At 57.8% G+C, this 18,758-nt stretch carries 9 protein-coding genes; all 9 read left to right on the plus strand.

Annotated features, from left to right (window positions below; all coding sequences use genetic code 11):
• Positions 1–155: 155 nt before the first annotated feature.
• Positions 156–1,856 (plus strand): AMP-binding protein, encoded by a 1,701-nt coding sequence (locus HNR65_RS03370; RefSeq protein ID WP_181550011.1) that lies wholly within the window; start codon positions 156–158, stop codon positions 1,854–1,856.
• A 51-nt stretch (positions 1,857–1,907) separates the two neighbouring features.
• On the plus strand, positions 1,908–5,231 hold the full coding sequence (locus tag HNR65_RS03375) for a carboxyl transferase domain-containing protein (RefSeq protein WP_181550012.1): 3,324 nt from the start codon (positions 1,908–1,910) through the stop codon (positions 5,229–5,231).
• An 89-nt stretch (positions 5,232–5,320) separates the two neighbouring features.
• Positions 5,321–6,058: a 4'-phosphopantetheinyl transferase family protein gene (locus HNR65_RS03380; RefSeq protein ID WP_181550013.1), complete on the plus strand. Its 738-nt coding sequence runs from the start codon at positions 5,321–5,323 to the stop codon at positions 6,056–6,058.
• A gap of 97 nt (positions 6,059–6,155) precedes the next feature.
• Entirely contained in the window at positions 6,156–8,318 is a 2,163-nt protein-coding gene (gene glgP / locus HNR65_RS03385; protein ID WP_181550014.1) for an alpha-glucan family phosphorylase, read from the plus strand.
• A gap of 584 nt (positions 8,319–8,902) precedes the next feature.
• Positions 8,903–10,033, plus strand: a complete 1,131-nt coding sequence (locus HNR65_RS03390; RefSeq protein ID WP_181550015.1) for a class II glutamine amidotransferase domain-containing protein — start codon at positions 8,903–8,905, stop codon at positions 10,031–10,033.
• Complete coding sequence (locus tag HNR65_RS03395) at positions 9,997–11,631, plus strand: glutamate synthase-related protein (RefSeq protein WP_181550016.1); 1,635 nt, start codon at positions 9,997–9,999, stop codon at positions 11,629–11,631. Before HNR65_RS03390 ends, HNR65_RS03395 begins: the two co-directional genes overlap by 37 nt.
• A gap of 172 nt (positions 11,632–11,803) precedes the next feature.
• Positions 11,804–14,188, plus strand: a complete 2,385-nt coding sequence (locus HNR65_RS03400; protein WP_181550017.1) for an FAD-dependent oxidoreductase — start codon at positions 11,804–11,806, stop codon at positions 14,186–14,188.
• Between the two features lie 184 nt (positions 14,189–14,372).
• Positions 14,373–15,509, plus strand: a complete 1,137-nt coding sequence (gene carA, locus HNR65_RS03405; RefSeq protein ID WP_181550018.1) for a glutamine-hydrolyzing carbamoyl-phosphate synthase small subunit — start codon at positions 14,373–14,375, stop codon at positions 15,507–15,509.
• 24 nt (positions 15,510–15,533) lie between these two features.
• Positions 15,534–18,758, plus strand: coding sequence for a carbamoyl-phosphate synthase large subunit (carB, locus tag HNR65_RS03410; RefSeq protein ID WP_181550019.1), 3,225 nt, complete (start codon positions 15,534–15,536; stop codon positions 18,756–18,758).

The raw sequence follows: 18,758 nt of genomic DNA on the forward strand, positions 1-18,758 counted from the left end.
TTTTAAATGCCCGGGTTCCGGCACAATCATTGCTTTCCCATTCAATGGTACATTCAGCACCGGGAAAACAAAAACCCGATTTTCCGTGCATGTGGTCTGATCGGGTCGAATTCCGGGATGGTTGGCAATTATAAATGAAAATCAAGGGAGGGTGTATGGACCGGCAGACTTATCTGGATGAACTGGAAAAGCTGTGGAAGGACAACTGGCCCGCGGGCATGCCACGGGCGGTGGAATATCCCCTGGGAGAAATCCCCATGTCCGAATATTTGCGTAAACAGGCCCGGCAGATGCCGGACAAGGCATGCATTATTTATTACGGGGCCGAAATGACCTTTGCCCAGCTCGATGACTACAGTGATCGGTTTGCCGCCTGGCTGGCCGGCCAGGGGTTGGAAAAAGGCGACCGGGTGGCGGTGTTTATGCCCAACTGCCCCCAGTTTTTAATTGCCTTTTACGGCATTCTCAAGCTGGGCTGCATCCACGTGCCGGTCAATCCCTTGTTTAAGGAGACCGAGTTTGTTTACGAGATTCAGGATGCCGGGCCAAGGGTTATCGTGGCCCTGGATCTGCTTTACGGGGTGCTGGCCGCAACCCGGGAGCAGACCAGTCTGGAAGTCGTGCTTTCCACCAGCTTGACCGACTGGCTGCCGGAGACACCGGCCATTGCAATTCCGGATCTGGCGAAGGTTCCCCGACAGGAGTGTCCCGGCTCCCTGGATTTTATGACTGTTTTAAATGAAGAAACCCGGCCCTGCCCGGATGTGGATATCCATCTTGACGATACGGCCGCGCTCAATTATACAGGCGGCACAACAGGCATGCCCAAGGGATGTGTGCACACCCACGGGGATATGCTCTACACAGCTGCATGCGGCTCCATTTTTGCCCTGGGCCGGCCCGGGGGCCAGGACGTGATGCTCAATTATCTGCCGGTGTTCTGGATTGCCGGCGAGGATGCCGGGGTGCTGTCTCCGGTGTTTTCCGGGGTGAGCGAGGTGCTCATGGTCCGGTGGGATGCTGCGGCCGTGCTGGCAGCCATTGAAAAATACAGGGCCTCAATCATTTACGGCCTGGTGGACAACATGGCAGAACTCATGGAGCATCCGGATGCGTCAGCCACGGATTTCTCGTCTTTGCGCGAAACCCTGGTTTCCTCTTTTGTGAAAAAACTCAACAAGGATTACCGGCAGCGGTGGCACGCGCTCACCGGCACGGTGATGCGCGAAAGCAGCTACGGCATGACCGAAACCCATACCCTGGACACCTTTACCGCGGGCATGCAGGAAAATGATATGGATCTGGCCGCCCGTCCGGTATTTGTGGGATTTCCCATGCCCGGGACCCGGTTTATAGTGGTGGATTTTGCCACGGCCAAACCCCTGGACCTGGGCCAGGAGGGCGAGATTCTCATCCAGACCCCTTCATTGATGAAGGCGTACTGGAAAAAGCCCGAAGCCACTGCTGACCAGCTCAAGGACGGCTGGCTGCACACTGGCGATATCGGGGCAATTGACGAGCAGGGGCATCTGATTTATCTGGGCCGCAGCAAGGAAATGCTCAAGGTCAAGGGCATGAGCGTGTTTCCATCAGAAGTGGAAACCCTGCTGGGCCGGCATCCCGGAATTGCCGGCAGTGCGGTGCTGGGCCGGCCGGATGCGGACAAAGGCGAGGTGCCTGTTGCCTTTGTCCAGCTCAATCCGGATCAGACCGAAGCCCTTGATGAGACACAGCTGCTTTCCTGGTGCAAGCAGAACATGGCCGCTTACAAGATCCCGGAAATCCGGATCGTGAATCAATTGCCCCTGACCGCCACGGGCAAGGTGCAAAAGGAACAGCTAAAAGATAGATTATAATTGTTCCTGATAAACAACAAGAGATGCGAGAAGCTTTTACGGGGAAAAAATATGGAAAAGATATTGGTGGCCAACAGGGGCGAGATTGCCGTGCGCATCATCCGCGCGGCAGCAGAGCTGCGCATGGGAACTGTGGCGGTTTTCTCCGAAGATGACCAGAAATGCCTGCACACCCGGTTTGCGGATCAGAGCGTGCCCCTTCAGGGGCTGGGGGCAGCGGCTTATCTGGACGCAGATCAGATCATTGCCGCGGCCAGGGATAACGGGTGCATGGCCATTGCCCCGGGATACGGGTTTCTTTCCGAAAGCACCCAGTTTGCAGAAAAATGCCAAACCGCCGGCATCGCCTTTATCGGCCCCACGCCCGAAAGCCTGGAGCTGTTCGGCAATAAGGCCATGGCCCGGCAGCAGGCGCAAAAATGCGATATCGCCCTGCTGCCGGCAACACACGGACCGGTCACAAAAGATCAGGCCCGGGAGTTTTTCAAGTCCCTGGGAGACGGTGCCGCCGTGATGATCAAGGCCCTGGCCGGAGGCGGGGGCCGGGGTATGCGGGCGGCGTACAGCCTGGAAGATCTGGATGCGGCATTTGACCTGTGCTGTTCCGAGGCAGAGGCGGCTTTTGGCTGCGGGGATGTGTACGTGGAAAAGCTGATTGCCGATGCCCGTCACATCGAGGTTCAGGTCATTGGCGACGGCCGGGGCGGGGTTTCACATTTGTGGGAGCGGGAATGCACCCTGCAGCGCCGCAACCAGAAGCTTGTGGAAATCGCACCCGCCCCGGGCATGGACGACTCCCTGCGCACCCGCCTGACAGATGCGGCTGTGCAACTGGCCCAAAGCGTTGATTACAGGAGCCTGGGCACTTTTGAGTTTCTCGTGGATGCAGGGCCGGCAGCCGGCTCAGAGCCCTTTTATTTCCTTGAGGTCAATCCCCGGCTCCAGGTGGAGCACACGGTCACCGAGGAGATCACCGGCGTTGACCTGGTGCGTGCCCAGATTGAAATCGCCCGCGGCCGGAGCCTGCCGGATCTGGGACTGGAGCAGGATCAGATCAGCGCGCCTGCGGGCCATGCCGTGCAACTGCGCATCAATATGGAAGAAATCGCAGAAAACGGCGATATAACGGCTTCGGCCGGTATTCTGCGGGTGTTTGAACCGCCCCTGGGCCCCGGGGTAAGGGTGGATACCTTTGGTTATGCCGGCTATGAAATCAATCCCAACTTTGACTCTTTGCTGGCCAAGCTGATCTGCCACAGCCGCTCACCCGAATATGCCGATGTGCTGGCAAAAGCTTACAGGGCCCTGTGCGAGTTTCGCATCGAGGGAGTGGCCACCAATATCGGCCTGCTTCAGAACCTGGTCCGGCATCCGGATGTTGTGGGAAATAAGGTGACCACCCGGTTTGTGGAAACCCATTTGGGCCGGTTGATCGAATCGGCAGAAAGCGGCCACCGGGCGCATTATTTTGATCAGCCCGAAGAGAGCCCGGGCTCTGGGAAAAATGCGGTTCAGGGCGATGATGCCAATGACGTCCCGGAAAACACCGAGCCCTGCCGGGTGTCCATGCCCGGCACGGTGGTGAAAATCGAGGCGGCAGAAGGGCAGGTGGTGCATGAAAAACAGATCGTGGCCGTCATTGAGGCCATGAAAATGCAGCATGCCATCGAAGCCGGCGTCAGCGGCGTGATCCGGCGCATCTGTGTCAGGCGCGGCGACACCCTGGCCAAGGGCAGGGCGCTGGCCTGGATTGAACCAAGCCATGTGGATGCCGAGCAGGCGGATGCGGAAAAAGAGGTGGATCTGGACCATATCCGGCCGGATCTGGCCGAGGTTGCCGACCGGCACCGGGCCTGCATGGACGAAGCCCGGCCCGAAGCGGTTGAAAAGCGCAGAAAAACCGGGCAGCGCATGGCCAGGGAAAATATTGCCGACCTGGTGGATGATGACAGCTTTATCGAGTACGGCGCCCTGGCGGTGGCCGCCCAGCGCCGGCGGCGGTCTTTGGCGGAACTGATCAAAAAAAGCCCGGCAGACGGGTTGATCACCGGAATCGGATCGGTTAACGGAAATCGGTTTGACGAGACAAAGGCCCGGTGCATGGTGCTGGCCTATGATTACACGGCCATGGCCGGCACCCAGGGGGCGTTTAATCACCAGAAAACCGACCGCATGCTGCATCTGGCAGAGCAATGGCGCCTGCCGGTGGTGCTTTTTGCCGAAGGCGGCGGGGGGCGGCCCGGGGATGTGGACGCCATGGAGCTGCGGGTGGCCGGACTGGACCTGGATACTTTCACCCGGTATGCCGCCTTAAGCGGGTTGGTGCCCCTGGTGGGAATCGTTTCCGGGTACTGTTTTGCCGGAAACGCGACTTTGCTGGGCTGCAGCGACGTGATTATTGCCACGAAAAACGCCAACATCGGCATGGGCGGACCCGCCATGATCGAAGGCGGCGGCCTGGGCAAATGCCGGCCCGAGCAGATCGGTCCCGCCAGCGTGCAGGGACCCAACGGGGTTATTGACATCCTTGTGCAAGACGAGGCCGAAGCCGTGGCTGCGGCCAAAAAATACCTTTCCTATTTCCAGGGTCCGGTGGACGACTGGCAGTGTGCAGATCAGCGCAGGCTGCGCCGGTGTGTTCCGGAAAACCGGCTCAGGGCCTATAATGTCTCGGAAATTATTTCGCTTCTGGCGGATACAGACTCTGTTACCGAACTTCGCAGTCAGTACGGCACAGGCATTATCACCGCCCTGATCCGTATCCAGGGCCGGCCCTTCGGCCTGACAGCCAACAACTGCTGGCACCTGGGCGGGGCCATTGACGGGGATGCCGCAGACAAGGCCGCCCGGTTTATGAAGTTGTGCGACGCATTTGACATTCCCATGGTGGTGCTCTGCGACACCCCGGGTTTCATGGTGGGCCCGGAAGCCGAAAAAAGCGCCCAGGTGCGGCGCTTTGCCCGGTTGTTTGTGACTGCGGCCGGCGCCACCATCCCGGTGTTTTCCGTGGTTTTGCGCAAGGGATACGGCCTGGGCGCCATGGCCATGGTGGGCGGCGGCTATCACCGGCCGGTGTTCAACATCTCCTGGCCCACGGGCGAATTCGGCGGCATGGGCCTGGAAGGAGCGGTGAAACTGGGTTTTAAAAAGGACCTGGAGGCGGAAAAAGACCCGGAAAAGCGCCAGGAGTTATACGATTCCCTGGTGGCCATGTCCTATGAGCACGGAAAGGCCATCAACATGGCCTCATTTCTGGAAATCGACGATGTGATCGATCCTGCAGATACCCGGCACTGGATCATGCGCGGCCTTGCCGCCATGCCCCCGGAAGTCGCCCGGACCGGCAAAAAACGGCCGGATATTGATACATGGTAGCATGGTTTGTTTGAAAAACAATTGCCTGCGCCGGCATCATGGTTTAAATTATGGCAAAATATTGACGCTTTGTTGCCGGATCAGTGCCCATGTCCGAATTGCCGGAGACCATGAAAATCCTTGAGGCCGGGGGCGCCGCCCTGTGGCAGGCGCCCCTGGATCTCGGCCGGCAGCAGACCGGCCGGCTGGAAAAACTGCTTTCCAAAGAAGAAATCGCCAGGGCCCGGCGGTTTTTGTCTGAAGCCCACAGGCGCCGTTTTATTGCCGCCCATGGCATTTTGCGGCAGATTCTGAGCGGTCTCACCGGCATTTGTCCAAATCATCTGGTATTTGAAAATCAGGGTCGGGGCAAGCCGACCCTGAAAAATGACCTGCCTTTTGATTTTTTTTGTTTTAATCTGTCCCACTCCTGTGAGATGATGCTGCTGGGCGTTTGTCTCAAAGGCCCGGTTGGCGTGGATGTTGAGTCCATAACTCCCAGGGCCGATATCTTCGGACTGGCGGATCGCTTCTTTTTTCCGGGCGAAGTCCGTGCCATCCGCAGCCTGTCCCCGGAGCCGGCCAAAATGCTTTTTTACCGGTACTGGACCCTTAAGGAGGCTTATTTGAAGGCCACCGGCGAGGGGATTGCCCGGCTCGGCGATATTGAGATCCGGCATCAGGCCGGCGGGGGCTACGGGATTATCGACCGCGGCTGCTGCATGGATGAAAAATGGCGGATTATGCCGATTGACATCCGGTCCGGATATACAGGGGCTTTTGCCGTGGCAGCCCGAAGCGCGGGTTTTGACATGACCCGGATTACAGCTGTCTGCTACCATCCATAATAAATGCTGGCGCCATCTGAAATCAGACTTTTTACAGGCTCATCATAAATGACTCTTGTATTTTTTTATCCTGTTTTGTTTTTTCAAGGAGACCTGAATGCCGTCGTACCAACTGAGCAACAATGATTTTCCCAACCTGCCCACCCGCATAAAAGGGCTGGGCGGTCTGGCTGAAAATCTCTGGTGGAGCTGGAATCCCCAGGCCCGAACGCTTTTTAAAATGCTTGACCGCCAGGCCTGGAAGGAAAGCAACCACAATCCGGACCTGATGTTAAAGCAGTTATCAGCCGGGGTGCTGGCCAGAGCCACCCGGGATGACAATTTCCTGCGGCATTATGATCTGGTGATGTATCTGTTTGAAAAATATTTAAACGAGCGGGTGCTTTACCCGGAGTTTGAACTGCAGCCGGATGCCCTGCCCATTGCCTATTTCAGCGCCGAATACGGCCTGCATCATTCCCTGCCCTTTTATGCCGGCGGGCTGGGCTTTCTGGCCGGCGATCATCTCAAGGAATGCAGCGATCTGGGCATTCCCATGGTGGCCGTGGGGTTTATGTATCCGGGCGGTTATCTCAATCAGGTGATCAACCGCGACGGCTGGCAGGAAAATTTTACCCAAAAGGTGGACAAAGATGCCGCATCCATCAGCCGCCTGCTCACCGATAACGGAGAGCAGTTCTGCGTGCGGGTGCCTTATATCAACCACACACCCGTGGAAGTGGGCGTATGGAAGGTCTCCGTGGGAAGGGTGGGGCTGTATCTCATGGACACCGATATCGTTTCCAACAGCGACTGGGTCAGAGCCATTTCCCAAAGGCTTTATACCAGCAATGTTACCCAGCGGCTGCTCCAGGAGATTTTGCTGGGTATCGGCGGTTCCAGGGTGCTGGCGACCCTGGGTCACGATTTTGGCATGCTGCATTTAAACGAGGGCCATGCCGCCTTTGCCCTGCTGGAGAAAATCCGGGAATTTGTGGAGCAGGGCGCGGATTTCGCGCAGGCGCGAAAGCAGTTGGCGGCCATGAGCCTGTTTACTACCCACACCCCGGTGCCCGCAGGCCATGATATCTTCCCCTTTGATTTGGTGGAAAAATACCTGGAAGGCTACTGGCCGCTTTTGGGGCTGGACCGGGAAGGGTTTATGGAACTGGGCCGGCATCCGGACAATCCCGAAGCCGGGTTTAACATGACAGCACTGGCACTGAGGCTTTCCGGCAATGTCAACGCTGTAAGCCAGAAGCACGGGGAGGTCACCCGGGGCATGTGGCACTGCATGTGGCCGGATAAGGCCGAAGCGGATGTGCCCATTGATTACGTGACAAACGGGGTGCATCTGCCCACCTGGCTGGAGCCCAAGATGCGGCTGCTGTTTAACCGGTATTTCGGGGAGGGCTGGATCAATGTCCATGACAACCCGGCCATATGGCAGTTTATTGAGGAAATTCCGGATTCGGAATTATGGCAGCTTCATTACTGGCTCAAGCTCAAGCTGGTCAACTACATCCGCCAAAAGGCCCGGGACCGCTGGGATACGGGCGAAGTAGATCCCTCCCAGATCATGGGCATGGGAACACTTCTAGATCCCTCGGTTCTCACGCTCGGATTCGCCCGCAGGTTTGCCACATACAAGCGCGCGGATCTGATTTTCCATGATCTGGATCGCCTGAAGAAAATCATCAATGATCCCTGGCGGCCGGTTCAGATCCTGTTTGCCGGGAAATCCCACCCAGAGGACGCCAAGGGCCATGAATTAATCCACCGGGTATTTGAATTTGCCCGTGATCCGCAGATGGGCGGCAGAATCGCCTTTGTGGAAAACTACAATGAGCAGCTCGGCCAGTACATGGTCCACGGCGTGGATGCGTGGTTAAACAATCCCGTGCCCCCCATGGAGGCCAGCGGCACCAGCGGCATGAAGGCGGCCTTAAACGGCGTGCCCCATGTGAGCATTCCGGACGGATGGTGGCTGGAGGGTTATAACAAAAACAACGGCTGGCAGTTCGGATCAGGCAGAAAGGGTTCTGACAGCGGCCGGGACCGGGATGATGCCGCACAATTATACGATCTGCTGGAACAAGAGATGATTCCCTTGTATTATGAGGCGGCCGAAGACGGCACCCCCCACAGCTGGGTCCGGTACATGAAAGAAAGCATCAAGTCCACTGCCCCGCACTTTTCCTCGCGCCGGATGGTCAAGGAGTATTACCGCAAGTTTTATGCCCAGGTGCTGGAACGCGGCTCCGAAAACTGCGGGGGCTGATGGGCAGGGCACCGCGCTGGGGAAAACATGTTAATATACAAAATTGTAAATTTTACAGCTAAAAATTAACAAAATTGTATGTTCATTGAAGACCATTTCCTTGCTCAGTGATTATTTTGCGCGCGGTTCAGCAACACCTCTGAGCAACATCAAAAAAAGTTGCTATTCATGCACGGACCCGGGGTTTGCCAGGGAAGAGCGCTTCCAGGGAAGCCCAGGGCCGGGGGTTGTGTTTTTGAAGCGACATTGAGCGTTTACGGAAAAATTCAGCAAATGCCGGAGCGTTAAAATTTCAAACTGTTTGAGGCCGGCAGGCCGAGTTTTTGAAATTTTAGCGAAGGCATTGGCTGAATCCGTAAACGGTCAGGAGCGAAAAAACGCAACCCGCGGCCCTGGGCTTTCCTCCCACAAGTTGCAATCTTCGACAGTGTGTTGATTTTATATTTTGGTATAAATATTGCTTCTTCATTTAACGCCCGGTGCTGGTTTGGTTCCGGGTGTTTTTGACAGCACAGCGCAAAACGCGCGGCTGAATCTGCCGCAGAGGCGCATTTCAACGAATTCTATTCAGGAGCAATACAAGCATGTGCCGCTTAATCGCCATTACCAGTGATACGCCGCAGTCTCCCATGACCGCCTTAAATGCCCTGGATGTCATGCGCGAAGGCCATGACGGCTCCGGGGTGGGGCTTTGTCTCCGGGATCTGGGCGGGCCTCTGGAGGAAATGAAAGACGAGCCCATTTTGTCGGGCATTTTCACGGAGTCCGGGATCCGGCGTCTGGACGGTTACATGATCAACCTGGGATTTCTCACCAAGTACAAGATTTCCATCAAGATTCCCAAGGTGCCGCCCCGGGGAGTGCCCAAACGCGACATGTACCTGATCCGGGCATATGAATATCCCGAGGAATGGGCGGACATGGACCAGGCGGAAAAAGAGGCGCGGCTGGTCAACATCCGCCTGGCCCTCCAGGAAATGGGCCGGGAAAACCAGGACATGATCGTGTTCTCCTTCTGGCCCGACACCATCATGATCAAGGAAATCGGCGATCCCCTGACCGTGGGAAAATACCTGGAACTGGGAAACGAAAAGCTAAACGCCCGGATCATCATGGCCCAGGGCCGGCAGAACACCAATTACGCCATTGACCTGTATGCCTGCCACCCCTTTTTCATTCAGGGTTTTTCCACCATGACAAATGGGGAAAACACCGCTTTTGTGCCCATCCGGGAATATCTCAAATCCCGGGGCGAGCCCGGGTACACCGGTTTTTATTCCGATTCCGAGGTATTTGTTCATATCCTGCACTATACCCTTAAACATCTGGGACTCGGGGTGGATGCCTACAAGCACGTGATCACGCCCCTGCAGGACGGAGATCTGGAATCGCACCCCAACGGCGATTTTCTGACCCATTTAAAGCGTACCTGCAGAAAGCTCATTATTGACGGGCCCAATTGCGTCATCGGCCTGCTGCCGGATAACACCATGTTCATGACACAGGACCGCAAAAAGCTTCGGCCCGGGGTGGTGGGCGGCCAGTCCGGCACCTGGGCCTTTTCTTCAGAGGTCTGCGGCCTGGATTATGTCCTGCCCGGCCGGGACAAGCACACGGATTTTCAACCCATGCACCTGGATACGGCGGTTGTCCGACCCGACCGCCGGGAGGTTCACATATGCAAGCAAATGCAAAGATTACCCCGTCTACACTAAGCCTCAAGGATCTTCCCTGGCAGATTGACTGGAGCCGGGACAAATGCACTTTGTGCGGCCAATGCACGGCAGCCTGCCCGGTCAACGCCATTGAACTGGGGGTGTTTCGCAAGCGGATCGTGGAGGTGGATATCAATGCGGCCACCCAGCCCGGCAACATCTACAAAGTCTATCACGGCATCCGTCAGCGCACGGACCCGGCCTATCACTGCGTGGGCTGCGGCATGTGCGCCATGGTTTGTCCCAATGACGCCATTATGCCGTATCACAATGATGAGGCCGACAAGCTCCGTTTTCATTTAAACCGGGGCGGCCAGGCCGAGCGCCGGGGCGGGCGGAGAAACGCGCCGGCCGGGGTGCTGGACCAGATCAAGTTCACCCGGATCTCCATGCTTACCGACCCTGCTCTGGATGCGGGTCGTCATGAGTTTGAAATGCGCGCCCTGCTCGGCCGGATCCTTCCGCCGGAGGAGAACATGAAGCGAGTGCGCGAGCACGGCTGGGTGCCGCCGGTTCGCGAGATCTATCCGCTGATTATCGGCGGCATGTCATTTGGTGCGCTCTCTCCGCCCATGTGGGAGGGGCTGCAGATGGGTGTGGCCTATTTAAACGAGGAAATGGGCATGCCCGTGCGTATCAGCACCGGGGAGGGCGGATGTCCGCCCAGGCTGCTTCGCTCACGATTTCTGCGCTACGTGATTCTGCAGATCGCATCCGGGTATTTCGGCTGGGACGAGATCATCCACGCCATTCCCGAAATGAAGGTGGATCCCTGCGCCGTTGAGATCAAGTACGGCCAGGGGGCCAAGCCCGGAGACGGCGGCCTTTTGATGTGGCACAAGGTCAATGACCTGATTTCTGCCATCCGCGGCGTGCCAAAGGGCGTGAGCCTGCCGAGTCCGCCCACCCACCAGACCAAGTATTCCATCGAGGAGGCCGTGGCCAAGATGATCCAGTCCATGAGCATGGCCTGGGGCTTCCGGGTACCGGTGTATCCCAAGATTTCGGGCACTTCCACTTCGCTTGCGGTGTTAAACAACCTGAGCCGGAACCCCTATGCCGCAGGTCTTGCCATTGACGGCGAAGACGGGGGCACCGGCGCGGCCTATAACGTGTCCCTGGACCACATGGGTCATCCCGTTGCCAGCTGCCTGCGGGACTGTTACCTCAACCTGGTGAAGCTGGGCCAACAGAACGAAATTCCGCTGTTTGCCGGCGGGGGTATCGGCAAAAACGGCAACCTGGCGGCCAATGCCGCAGCCCTGATCATGCTCGGGGCAAGCGGGGTCCAGGTGGGCAAATACGTGATGCAGGCCGCTGCCGGCTGCCTGGGTTCCGAGACCCGGCGGTGTAATATTTGCAACATCGGCCTGTGCCCCAAGGGCATCACCTCCCAGGATCCCCGCCTTTACCGGCGGCTGGATGCCGAGGACGTGGCACAGCGCGTGGTGGACATGTATGTCTCCTTTGACACGGAGCTAAGAAAGATCGTGGCCCCACTGGGCCGGTCCACCACCCTTCCCATCGGCATGTCAGATGCTTTGGGCATTGCAGACAAGGCAGCCGCAGATCGGCTGCAGATCCAGTATGTGGTTTAGATTGATGGCGCCGTAAAAGTCCAATATCTGCGTTACGCGCGATTCCTCAGAATTTCACGTACGGACAAGTACGCTGCATTCTTCGGCAATCGCGCAAGTCTTGATCTTGAACTTTTACGGCGCCATCTGAAATCAGACTTTTTGCGCGAGAATCAGGATTATGAGGCATAAGATGGACGACCAGCAACGCTATTATTTGATATCCGGACGGCAGGACGATATCCGGCTCGAATCCCGGGTCCTGGAGGAACAGCTCCAGGAGGCGGTGGCAAAAGGCCACCGGAAGATCGAGGTGCAGGCATGCGGCCAGCACGGCATTGGCGGCCGGCTGTGGCGCGCCGGGGACAAGCCCCTGGAAATCCGGGTTACGGGACACTCCGGCCAGCGCCTGGGTTCCATGGGATTTGCCAATACCCGGATTGAAAACATGGGCCCGGCCTCTGATGACGTGGGCTGGCTCAATGCCGGGGCTGAAATTGTGGTCCACGGCCATGCCTCAAACGGTGTGGCAAACGCCATGGCCCAGGGAAGGGTTTATGTGGCCGGCAGCATTGGCAGCCGGGGCATGACCATGACCAAGCAAAACCCCCGGTTTGCCCCTCCGGAACTGTGGGTGCTGGGATCGGCGGGCGATTATTTCGGCGAATTCATGGCCGGGGGTGTCGCCGTGATCTGCGGCATTGATGCGCAAACCCCGGAAAATATTTTGGGATACCGTCCCCTTGTGGGCATGGTCAGCGGCCGGGTTTTTTTCAGGGGCCCTCATGGCGGATACAGCAAAAGCGATGCCAGGCTCGTTGCCATCACAGACAGTGACTGGCAGTGGCTGGAACAAAACCTGCGGCGGTTTCTGGAGGCCACTGATCGCATGGATCTCTATGATCAACTGGCCGAGCGCGAGCGCTGGCAGCTCATTGCTGCCAGGGGTCCTGCGGACAAGGTGGTGCGAAAGACCCGGTCGATTTCCGAGTTCCGCGAGTCGGTGTGGAACCGGGAACTTGGCGCCGGGGGCCTGGTGGGCGATCTCACGGACACGGATATGAGCCCGATTCCCGTGATTGTCACCGGCCGCCTGCGCCGGTTTGTGCCGGTATGGGAAAACCGCGTGTATGCCCCGCCGTGCGAGGCCACATGTCCCACTGGCATTCCGGTGCATGACAGGTGGCGGCTGGTGCGCGAAGGCCGAATGGACGAGGCCGTGGACATGGCCCTGGCCTATACTCCGTTTCCCGCATCTGTATGCGGATACCTCTGCCCGAATCTTTGCATGCAGTCCTGCACCCGGCATTCGGCCGACATGCATCCGGTGGATGTCACGCACCTGGGCCGGGCCAGCATTTCAGCAAAAACGCCGGAACTGCCGCCTGTGACCGGGAAAAAAGCCGCCGTGGTGGGCGGCGGGCCTGCGGGCATCTCCATTGCCTGGCAGCTTCGCCGGGCCGGCCATGATCCGGTGATTTTTGACATGTCGGAAAACCTCGGCGGCAAGATGCGCCAACTGATTCCCGGCTCCCGTATTCCGGCTGATGTGCTGGAAGCCGAACTCTCCCGGATCCGCGAAGTGCTGCCCCATGTTCATCTGCAGCAGGAGCTGGGCAAAGACGATGTGGAGCAGTTGAAAGCCGATTATGATTTTGTGGTGATCGCAGCCGGGGCCACAAAGCCGCGCACCCTGCCGGTTCCCGGAAAGGAGCGCATGATTGCCGTAAATGATTTTCTGGCCCGGGCCAAAAACGATGCCATTGATCCGGGTAAAAAAGTGGTTATTATCGGTGCCGGCAACGTGGGCTGTGATGCGGCTGTTGAAGCCCGCCGTCTGGGAGCCGGAGATATCGTTCTCATAGACGTGCAAAAGCCGGCATCCTTTGGAAAGGAGCGGGAGCATGCAGAAGCTGCGGGGGCGAAATTCCGCTGGCCCTGCTTTACCCGTGAGATCACGGAGCAGGGCGTGGTGCTGGAATCCGGCGAGGTGTTGGCTGCAGACACGGTCGTGGTCTCCATCGGCGATGTGCCGAACACGGATTTTCTGCCCGACGCTGTGGGCCTGGAAAAGGGTTTTGTGCGGGTCAATGAATATTTCCAGACCACGGATCCAAAGATTTTTGCCATCGGCGACATTGTCCGGCCCGGCCTGCTTACTGATGCCATCGGCGCAGGCAGAAAGGCGGCTTCCGCCATCAGGGAAATTGCCGAAGGAAAGCGGCCCCTTGATCCCGGAACGGATTTTAAGGCAGTGGCCGATCCCGGCACAGCCGCCGGTCCCGGCGGACAAACCCCGGTGATCGACACCGCCCGGGTTTCCCTGGAATATTTTGACCCCAGGATCAGTTCGTTTTCCGGGGCGGAGCAGTGCGGGTCTGCCTGTGCGTCCTGCGGGGCCTGCCGGGATTGCGGGATTTGCGAAAATATTTGCCCGCGCGCGGCCATTTCCAGAAAGCAGTTACAAGGCAAGGATTATGAGTACGCGGTGGACCCGGATCTGTGCATTGGATGCGGCTTTTGTGCCGGGGCCTGCCCCTGCGGGGTCTGGGCCATGCGGGAAAATGATCCGCTGTAATAAAAGCAGGGGATATATTTTTTCGCCAAAATGATTTGCTCCGGCCGGAAGCCCATGTTATTGTACTCTGCTACCCGGATGCTGGAAAAATCTGGATGATTTTGTGAGCTTATGCCAAAAATCGCGGATTTTTCCCGATGCGCGCATCCCGAACCTGAAACCTGAACAATAAGCATTGAACCCTATGAAAGCATTGCTGGCACTAGAAGACGGGCGCGCATTTGCCTGCCGAAGTTTCACCGGACCCGGGGAGGCTTCGGGGGAGATGGTGTTTAACACCGGCATGACCGGTTACCAGGAGATTCTCACAGACCCTTCCTACCGCGGGCAGATGGTGACCATGACCTATCCTCTGGTGGGCAACTACGGGGTCAATGCCGAAGACATCGAATCCGACCGGGTGCAGGTGGGCGCGTTCGTAATCCGGGAATACCAGGATCAATACAGCAATTTCCGGGCTGACCAAAGCCTTGCCGATTATCTCAGGGCCCACGGCGTCATGGGAGTGGATGAACTCGATACCCGGGCCCTGACCCGTCATATCCGACAGGCCGGCGCCATGCGCGCATTTGTTTCCACCCATGACACAGATCCGCAATCCTTAAGCGCCCGGGCCCGGCAGATCCCCCCCATGGAAGGCCAGGATCTGGTGTGTCACGTGACGGCCAAAAAACCCTATTTCTGGAAAAACAACAGACCTGTTGCCTGTGACGTGTCCGGCCCGGATCAGCGGTTTTGGGGACCCAAAACCGACGGCTTCCGGGTGGTTGCCCTGGACTACGGGGTAAAATACAATATTCTGCGCTGCCTGGAAAACGCCGGCTGCCAGGTTCTGGTGCTGCCGGCTGACACTCCGGCCGATGCAGTCAAAAAGCTGGACCCGGACGGGGTTTTTTTGTCCAACGGGCCCGGCGATCCCGCGCCCCTTTCCTATGCCGTGGAAACCGCCAGGCAGTTGATCGGGTATAAGCCGATGTTTGGCATCTGCCTGGGGATCCAGCTTTTGGGCCAGGCTCTGGGGGCAAAGACCTTCAAACTCAAGTTCGGTCATCACGGGGTCAATCAGCCGGTGCAGCACCTGGCCACCGGCAAGGTGGAAATCACCTCCCAGAACCACGGTTTTGCCGTGGATCCCGACACCCTGGACGCCAAGGCCGTGGATATCACCCACATGAACTTAAACGATCAGACACTGGAGGGGTTTTCTCACCGGCAATACCCCCTGTTTACGGTCCAGTACCATCCCGAGGCCGCACCCGGACCCCATGACGCCGGTTACCTGTTTAACGATTTTGTCCGCATGATCCGAGACAATCAATAACCCGCACCCGAATACGGACTTTTTATGCCGAAACGCACCGACATTCACAAGATCCTGATCATCGGCGCAGGGCCGATTATCATCAGCCAGGCCTGTGAGTTTGATTATTCCGGCACCCAGGCATGCAAGGCATTGAAGGAAGAAGGCTACGAGGTGATCCTGGTCAATTCCAATCCGGCCACCATTATGACCGACCCGGAAACCGCGGACCGCACTTATGTGGAGCCCATCACCCCCAAAACCGTGGAAATGATCATTGAAAAGGAGCGGCCCGATGCCATTCTGCCCACCCTGGGGGGGCAGACCGGTTTGAACACCGCCGTGGCCGTGGCAGAGGCCGGGGTTTTGGAAAAATACGGCGTGGAGATGATCGGCGCTCGCCTGGATGCCATTCACAAGGCAGAAGACCGGGACCGGTTCTGCCGGGCCATGGAAAAGATCAATCTCCGGATTCCCAGAAGCGGCATTGCCACTGACATGGAGGCCGCCCGCGGATTTGCCGCAGACATCGGCTATCCCGTGATTATCCGCCCCGCCTTCACCCTGGGCGGCACCGGGGGCGGGGTGGCCTACAACCCCGAGGATCTGGAGAACATCGCTTCGGCCGGCCTGGATGCCAGCATGATCAATCAGGTCATGATCGAGGAATCGGTTCTGGGCTGGAAAGAATATGAACTTGAAGTAATGCGCGATAAAAATGACAATGTGGTTATTGTCTGCTCCATTGAAAATGTGGATCCCATGGGCATTCATACCGGAGACAGCATCACTGTGGCCCCGGCCCAGACCCTCAGTGATGTGGAATACCAGGTCATGCGCGATGCCGCCATTGCCATTTTGCGCGAAATTGGGGTGGACACCGGCGGATCCAACGTGCAGTTCGCGGTCAATCCGGATGACGGCGAGCTGATCGTGGTGGAGATGAATCCCCGGGTGTCGCGTTCATCCGCCCTTGCCTCCAAGGCCACGGGCTTTCCCATTGCAAAGATTGCCGCCAAGCTGGCCGTGGGCTACACCTTAGATGAAATCCCAAATGATATTACCGGAAAAACCGTTGCCTCGTTTGAGCCGGCCCTGGATTACTGCGTGGTGAAAATTCCGCGCTGGACCTTTGAAAAATTTCCCGAGGCAGAAGACGAACTGACCACCTCCATGCGCTCGGTGGGCGAGACCATGGCCATTGGCCGGACATTTACCGAAGCCCTGCAAAAGGGCCTGCGGTCTCTTGAAACCGGGCGGTACGGATTCGGAGGCGATGGAAAAGACGAGGAGGATGGCCAAAACCCGCCCCTTTCGCTTGCAGAAATCGAGCAGATGCTGGCCCGGCCCACGAGCAGGCGGATTTTTTATCTGCACCAGGCATTGATCGCGGCCATGCCCCTTGAAACCATTTACGAGCTCACCGGCATCGATCCGTGGTTTTTGCACCAGTTTGCCCGGCTTGCGGAAACTGAAAAGCAGATGGCCGCGGCCGGGGGGCAGATTTCTTTGGAAACACTGGAAAAAGCCAAAAAATACGGATTTTCCGATTTTCAGATCGGCCATCTCACCGGCCTGGGCGCCGGCAGAATTCGGGATATGCGAAAATCCGCGGGCCTGCGGCCGGTCTACAAGCTGGTGGATACCTGCGCGGCTGAATTTGAGGCCGCCACCCCGTATTATTACTCTACTTATGAGCAGGAAGACGAGGCCCGGGTTTCGGAGGGCAGAAAAATCATGATCCTGGGCGGCGGACCCAACCGCATCGGCCAGGGAATCGAGTTTGACTACTGCTGCGTGCATGCCTCGTTTGCCTTAAAGGAGCTGGGCATTGAAAGCATCATGGTCAACTCCAACCCCGAGACCGTGTCCACGGACTATGACACCTCGGACAAGCTCTATTTCGAGCCCCTGACCCATGAAGACGTGCTGCATATCGTGGAAACCGAAAAGCCCGACGGGGTGATCGTGCAGTTTGGCGGCCAGACGCCCCTGAACCTGGCCCTTTCCCTGATGGATGCAGGGGTCCCGATCATCGGCACCAGCCCGGAGAATATCGAACAGGCAGAAGACCGCAAGCATTTCCAGGCTATTCTAAACAATCTCGGGCTCATGCAGCCGCCCAACGGCACGGCCCGGTCTGTGGAAGAAGCCATGGCCGAAGCCGCGCGTATCGGCTATCCCGTGATCGTGCGGCCGTCTTACGTGCTCGGCGGCCGGGGAATGAAAATCGTTTACAATGACCAGGAAATGGAAAACTACACCCGCCTGGCCATCGTGGCCTCCCCGGAATATCCGGTGCTCATTGACAAGTTTCTCGAAGATGCGGTGGAAGTGGACGTGGATGCGGTGTCCGACGGGCAGATCACTGTGATCGGGGGAATCATGGAACACATCGAGGCCGCGGGAGTCCATTCCGGTGATTCAGCCTGCGTGCTGCCGCCATATTCCCTGAAATCCGGGGAAATCGATCAGATCGTTTCCGCCACCTGCGCCATGGCAAAGGAGCTAAACGTCATCGGCCTGATGAATGTCCAGTATGCCATCAAGGACGGCTGTTTGTACGTGCTGGAGGTTAATCCCCGGGCATCGCGCACGGTGCCCTTTGTGAGCAAGGCCACGGGCGTGCCCCTGGCCCGGATTGCCACAAAGGTGATGACCGGCCAGAGCCTTGAAGACCTCGGGTTCACAAAACAGGTGCACCCGCAGCACGTTTCGGTCAAGGAAGCGGTGCTGCCCTTTGACCGGTTTCCGGAAGCCGACACGCTTCTGGGTCCGGAAATGAAATCCACCGGAGAGGTCATGGGCATAGATGCTGATTTCGGCCGGGCTTATGCCAAAAGCCAGATTGCCGCAGGCCAGCATCTGCCCGGAAGCGGTGCTGTGTTTATCAGCGTGCAGAACAGTGATAAAGACGCTGTTTTGCCCGTGGCCCGGCAGTTGGCGGATATCGGTTTTGAGATTCTGGCCACCCGGGGCACATGCCGGTTTTTTGAACAGAACAAAATCCTCGCCCAGGCAGTCAACAAGGTTTCTGCGGGCCGGCCGCACGTGGTGGATGCCATTATGAACCGTGAGATCCATCTGGTGATCAATACCGGAACCGGCGACCGCACCCGGCGCGACGGCTACATGATCCGCCGGGCCGCGCTGAAGTTTAACATCCCTTATGCCACCACCATTGCCTGTGCCCGGGCCATGGGACTGGGCATTGCCGCGTTAAACCAAAAAGCGCTTTCCGTGGCGGCGCTGCAGGATTATCATCACTGA

It is taken from the genome of Desulfosalsimonas propionicica, from assembly GCF_013761005.1.
Taxonomy (GTDB): domain Bacteria; phylum Desulfobacterota; class Desulfobacteria; order Desulfobacterales; family Desulfosalsimonadaceae; genus Desulfosalsimonas; species Desulfosalsimonas propionicica.

Bases quoted from the DNA above. Each gene is read 5' to 3' on its own strand.
- glgP (WP_181550014.1), top strand. From the start codon at position 6,156: ATGCCGTCGTACCAACTGAGCAACAATGATTTTCCCAACCTGCCCACC.
- HNR65_RS03375 (WP_181550012.1), top strand. From the start codon at position 1,908: ATGGAAAAGATATTGGTGGCCAACAGGGGCGAGATTGCCGTGCGCATC.
- carB (WP_181550019.1), top strand. From the start codon at position 15,534: ATGCCGAAACGCACCGACATTCACAAGATCCTGATCATCGGCGCAGGG.
- HNR65_RS03395 (WP_181550016.1), top strand. From the start codon at position 9,997: ATGCAAGCAAATGCAAAGATTACCCCGTCTACACTAAGCCTCAAGGAT.
- HNR65_RS03370 (WP_181550011.1), top strand. From the start codon at position 156: ATGGACCGGCAGACTTATCTGGATGAACTGGAAAAGCTGTGGAAGGAC.
- HNR65_RS03380 (WP_181550013.1), top strand. From the start codon at position 5,321: ATGTCCGAATTGCCGGAGACCATGAAAATCCTTGAGGCCGGGGGCGCC.
- HNR65_RS03400 (WP_181550017.1), top strand. From the start codon at position 11,804: ATGGACGACCAGCAACGCTATTATTTGATATCCGGACGGCAGGACGAT.
- carA (WP_181550018.1), top strand. From the start codon at position 14,373: ATGAAAGCATTGCTGGCACTAGAAGACGGGCGCGCATTTGCCTGCCGA.
- HNR65_RS03390 (WP_181550015.1), top strand. From the start codon at position 8,903: ATGTGCCGCTTAATCGCCATTACCAGTGATACGCCGCAGTCTCCCATG.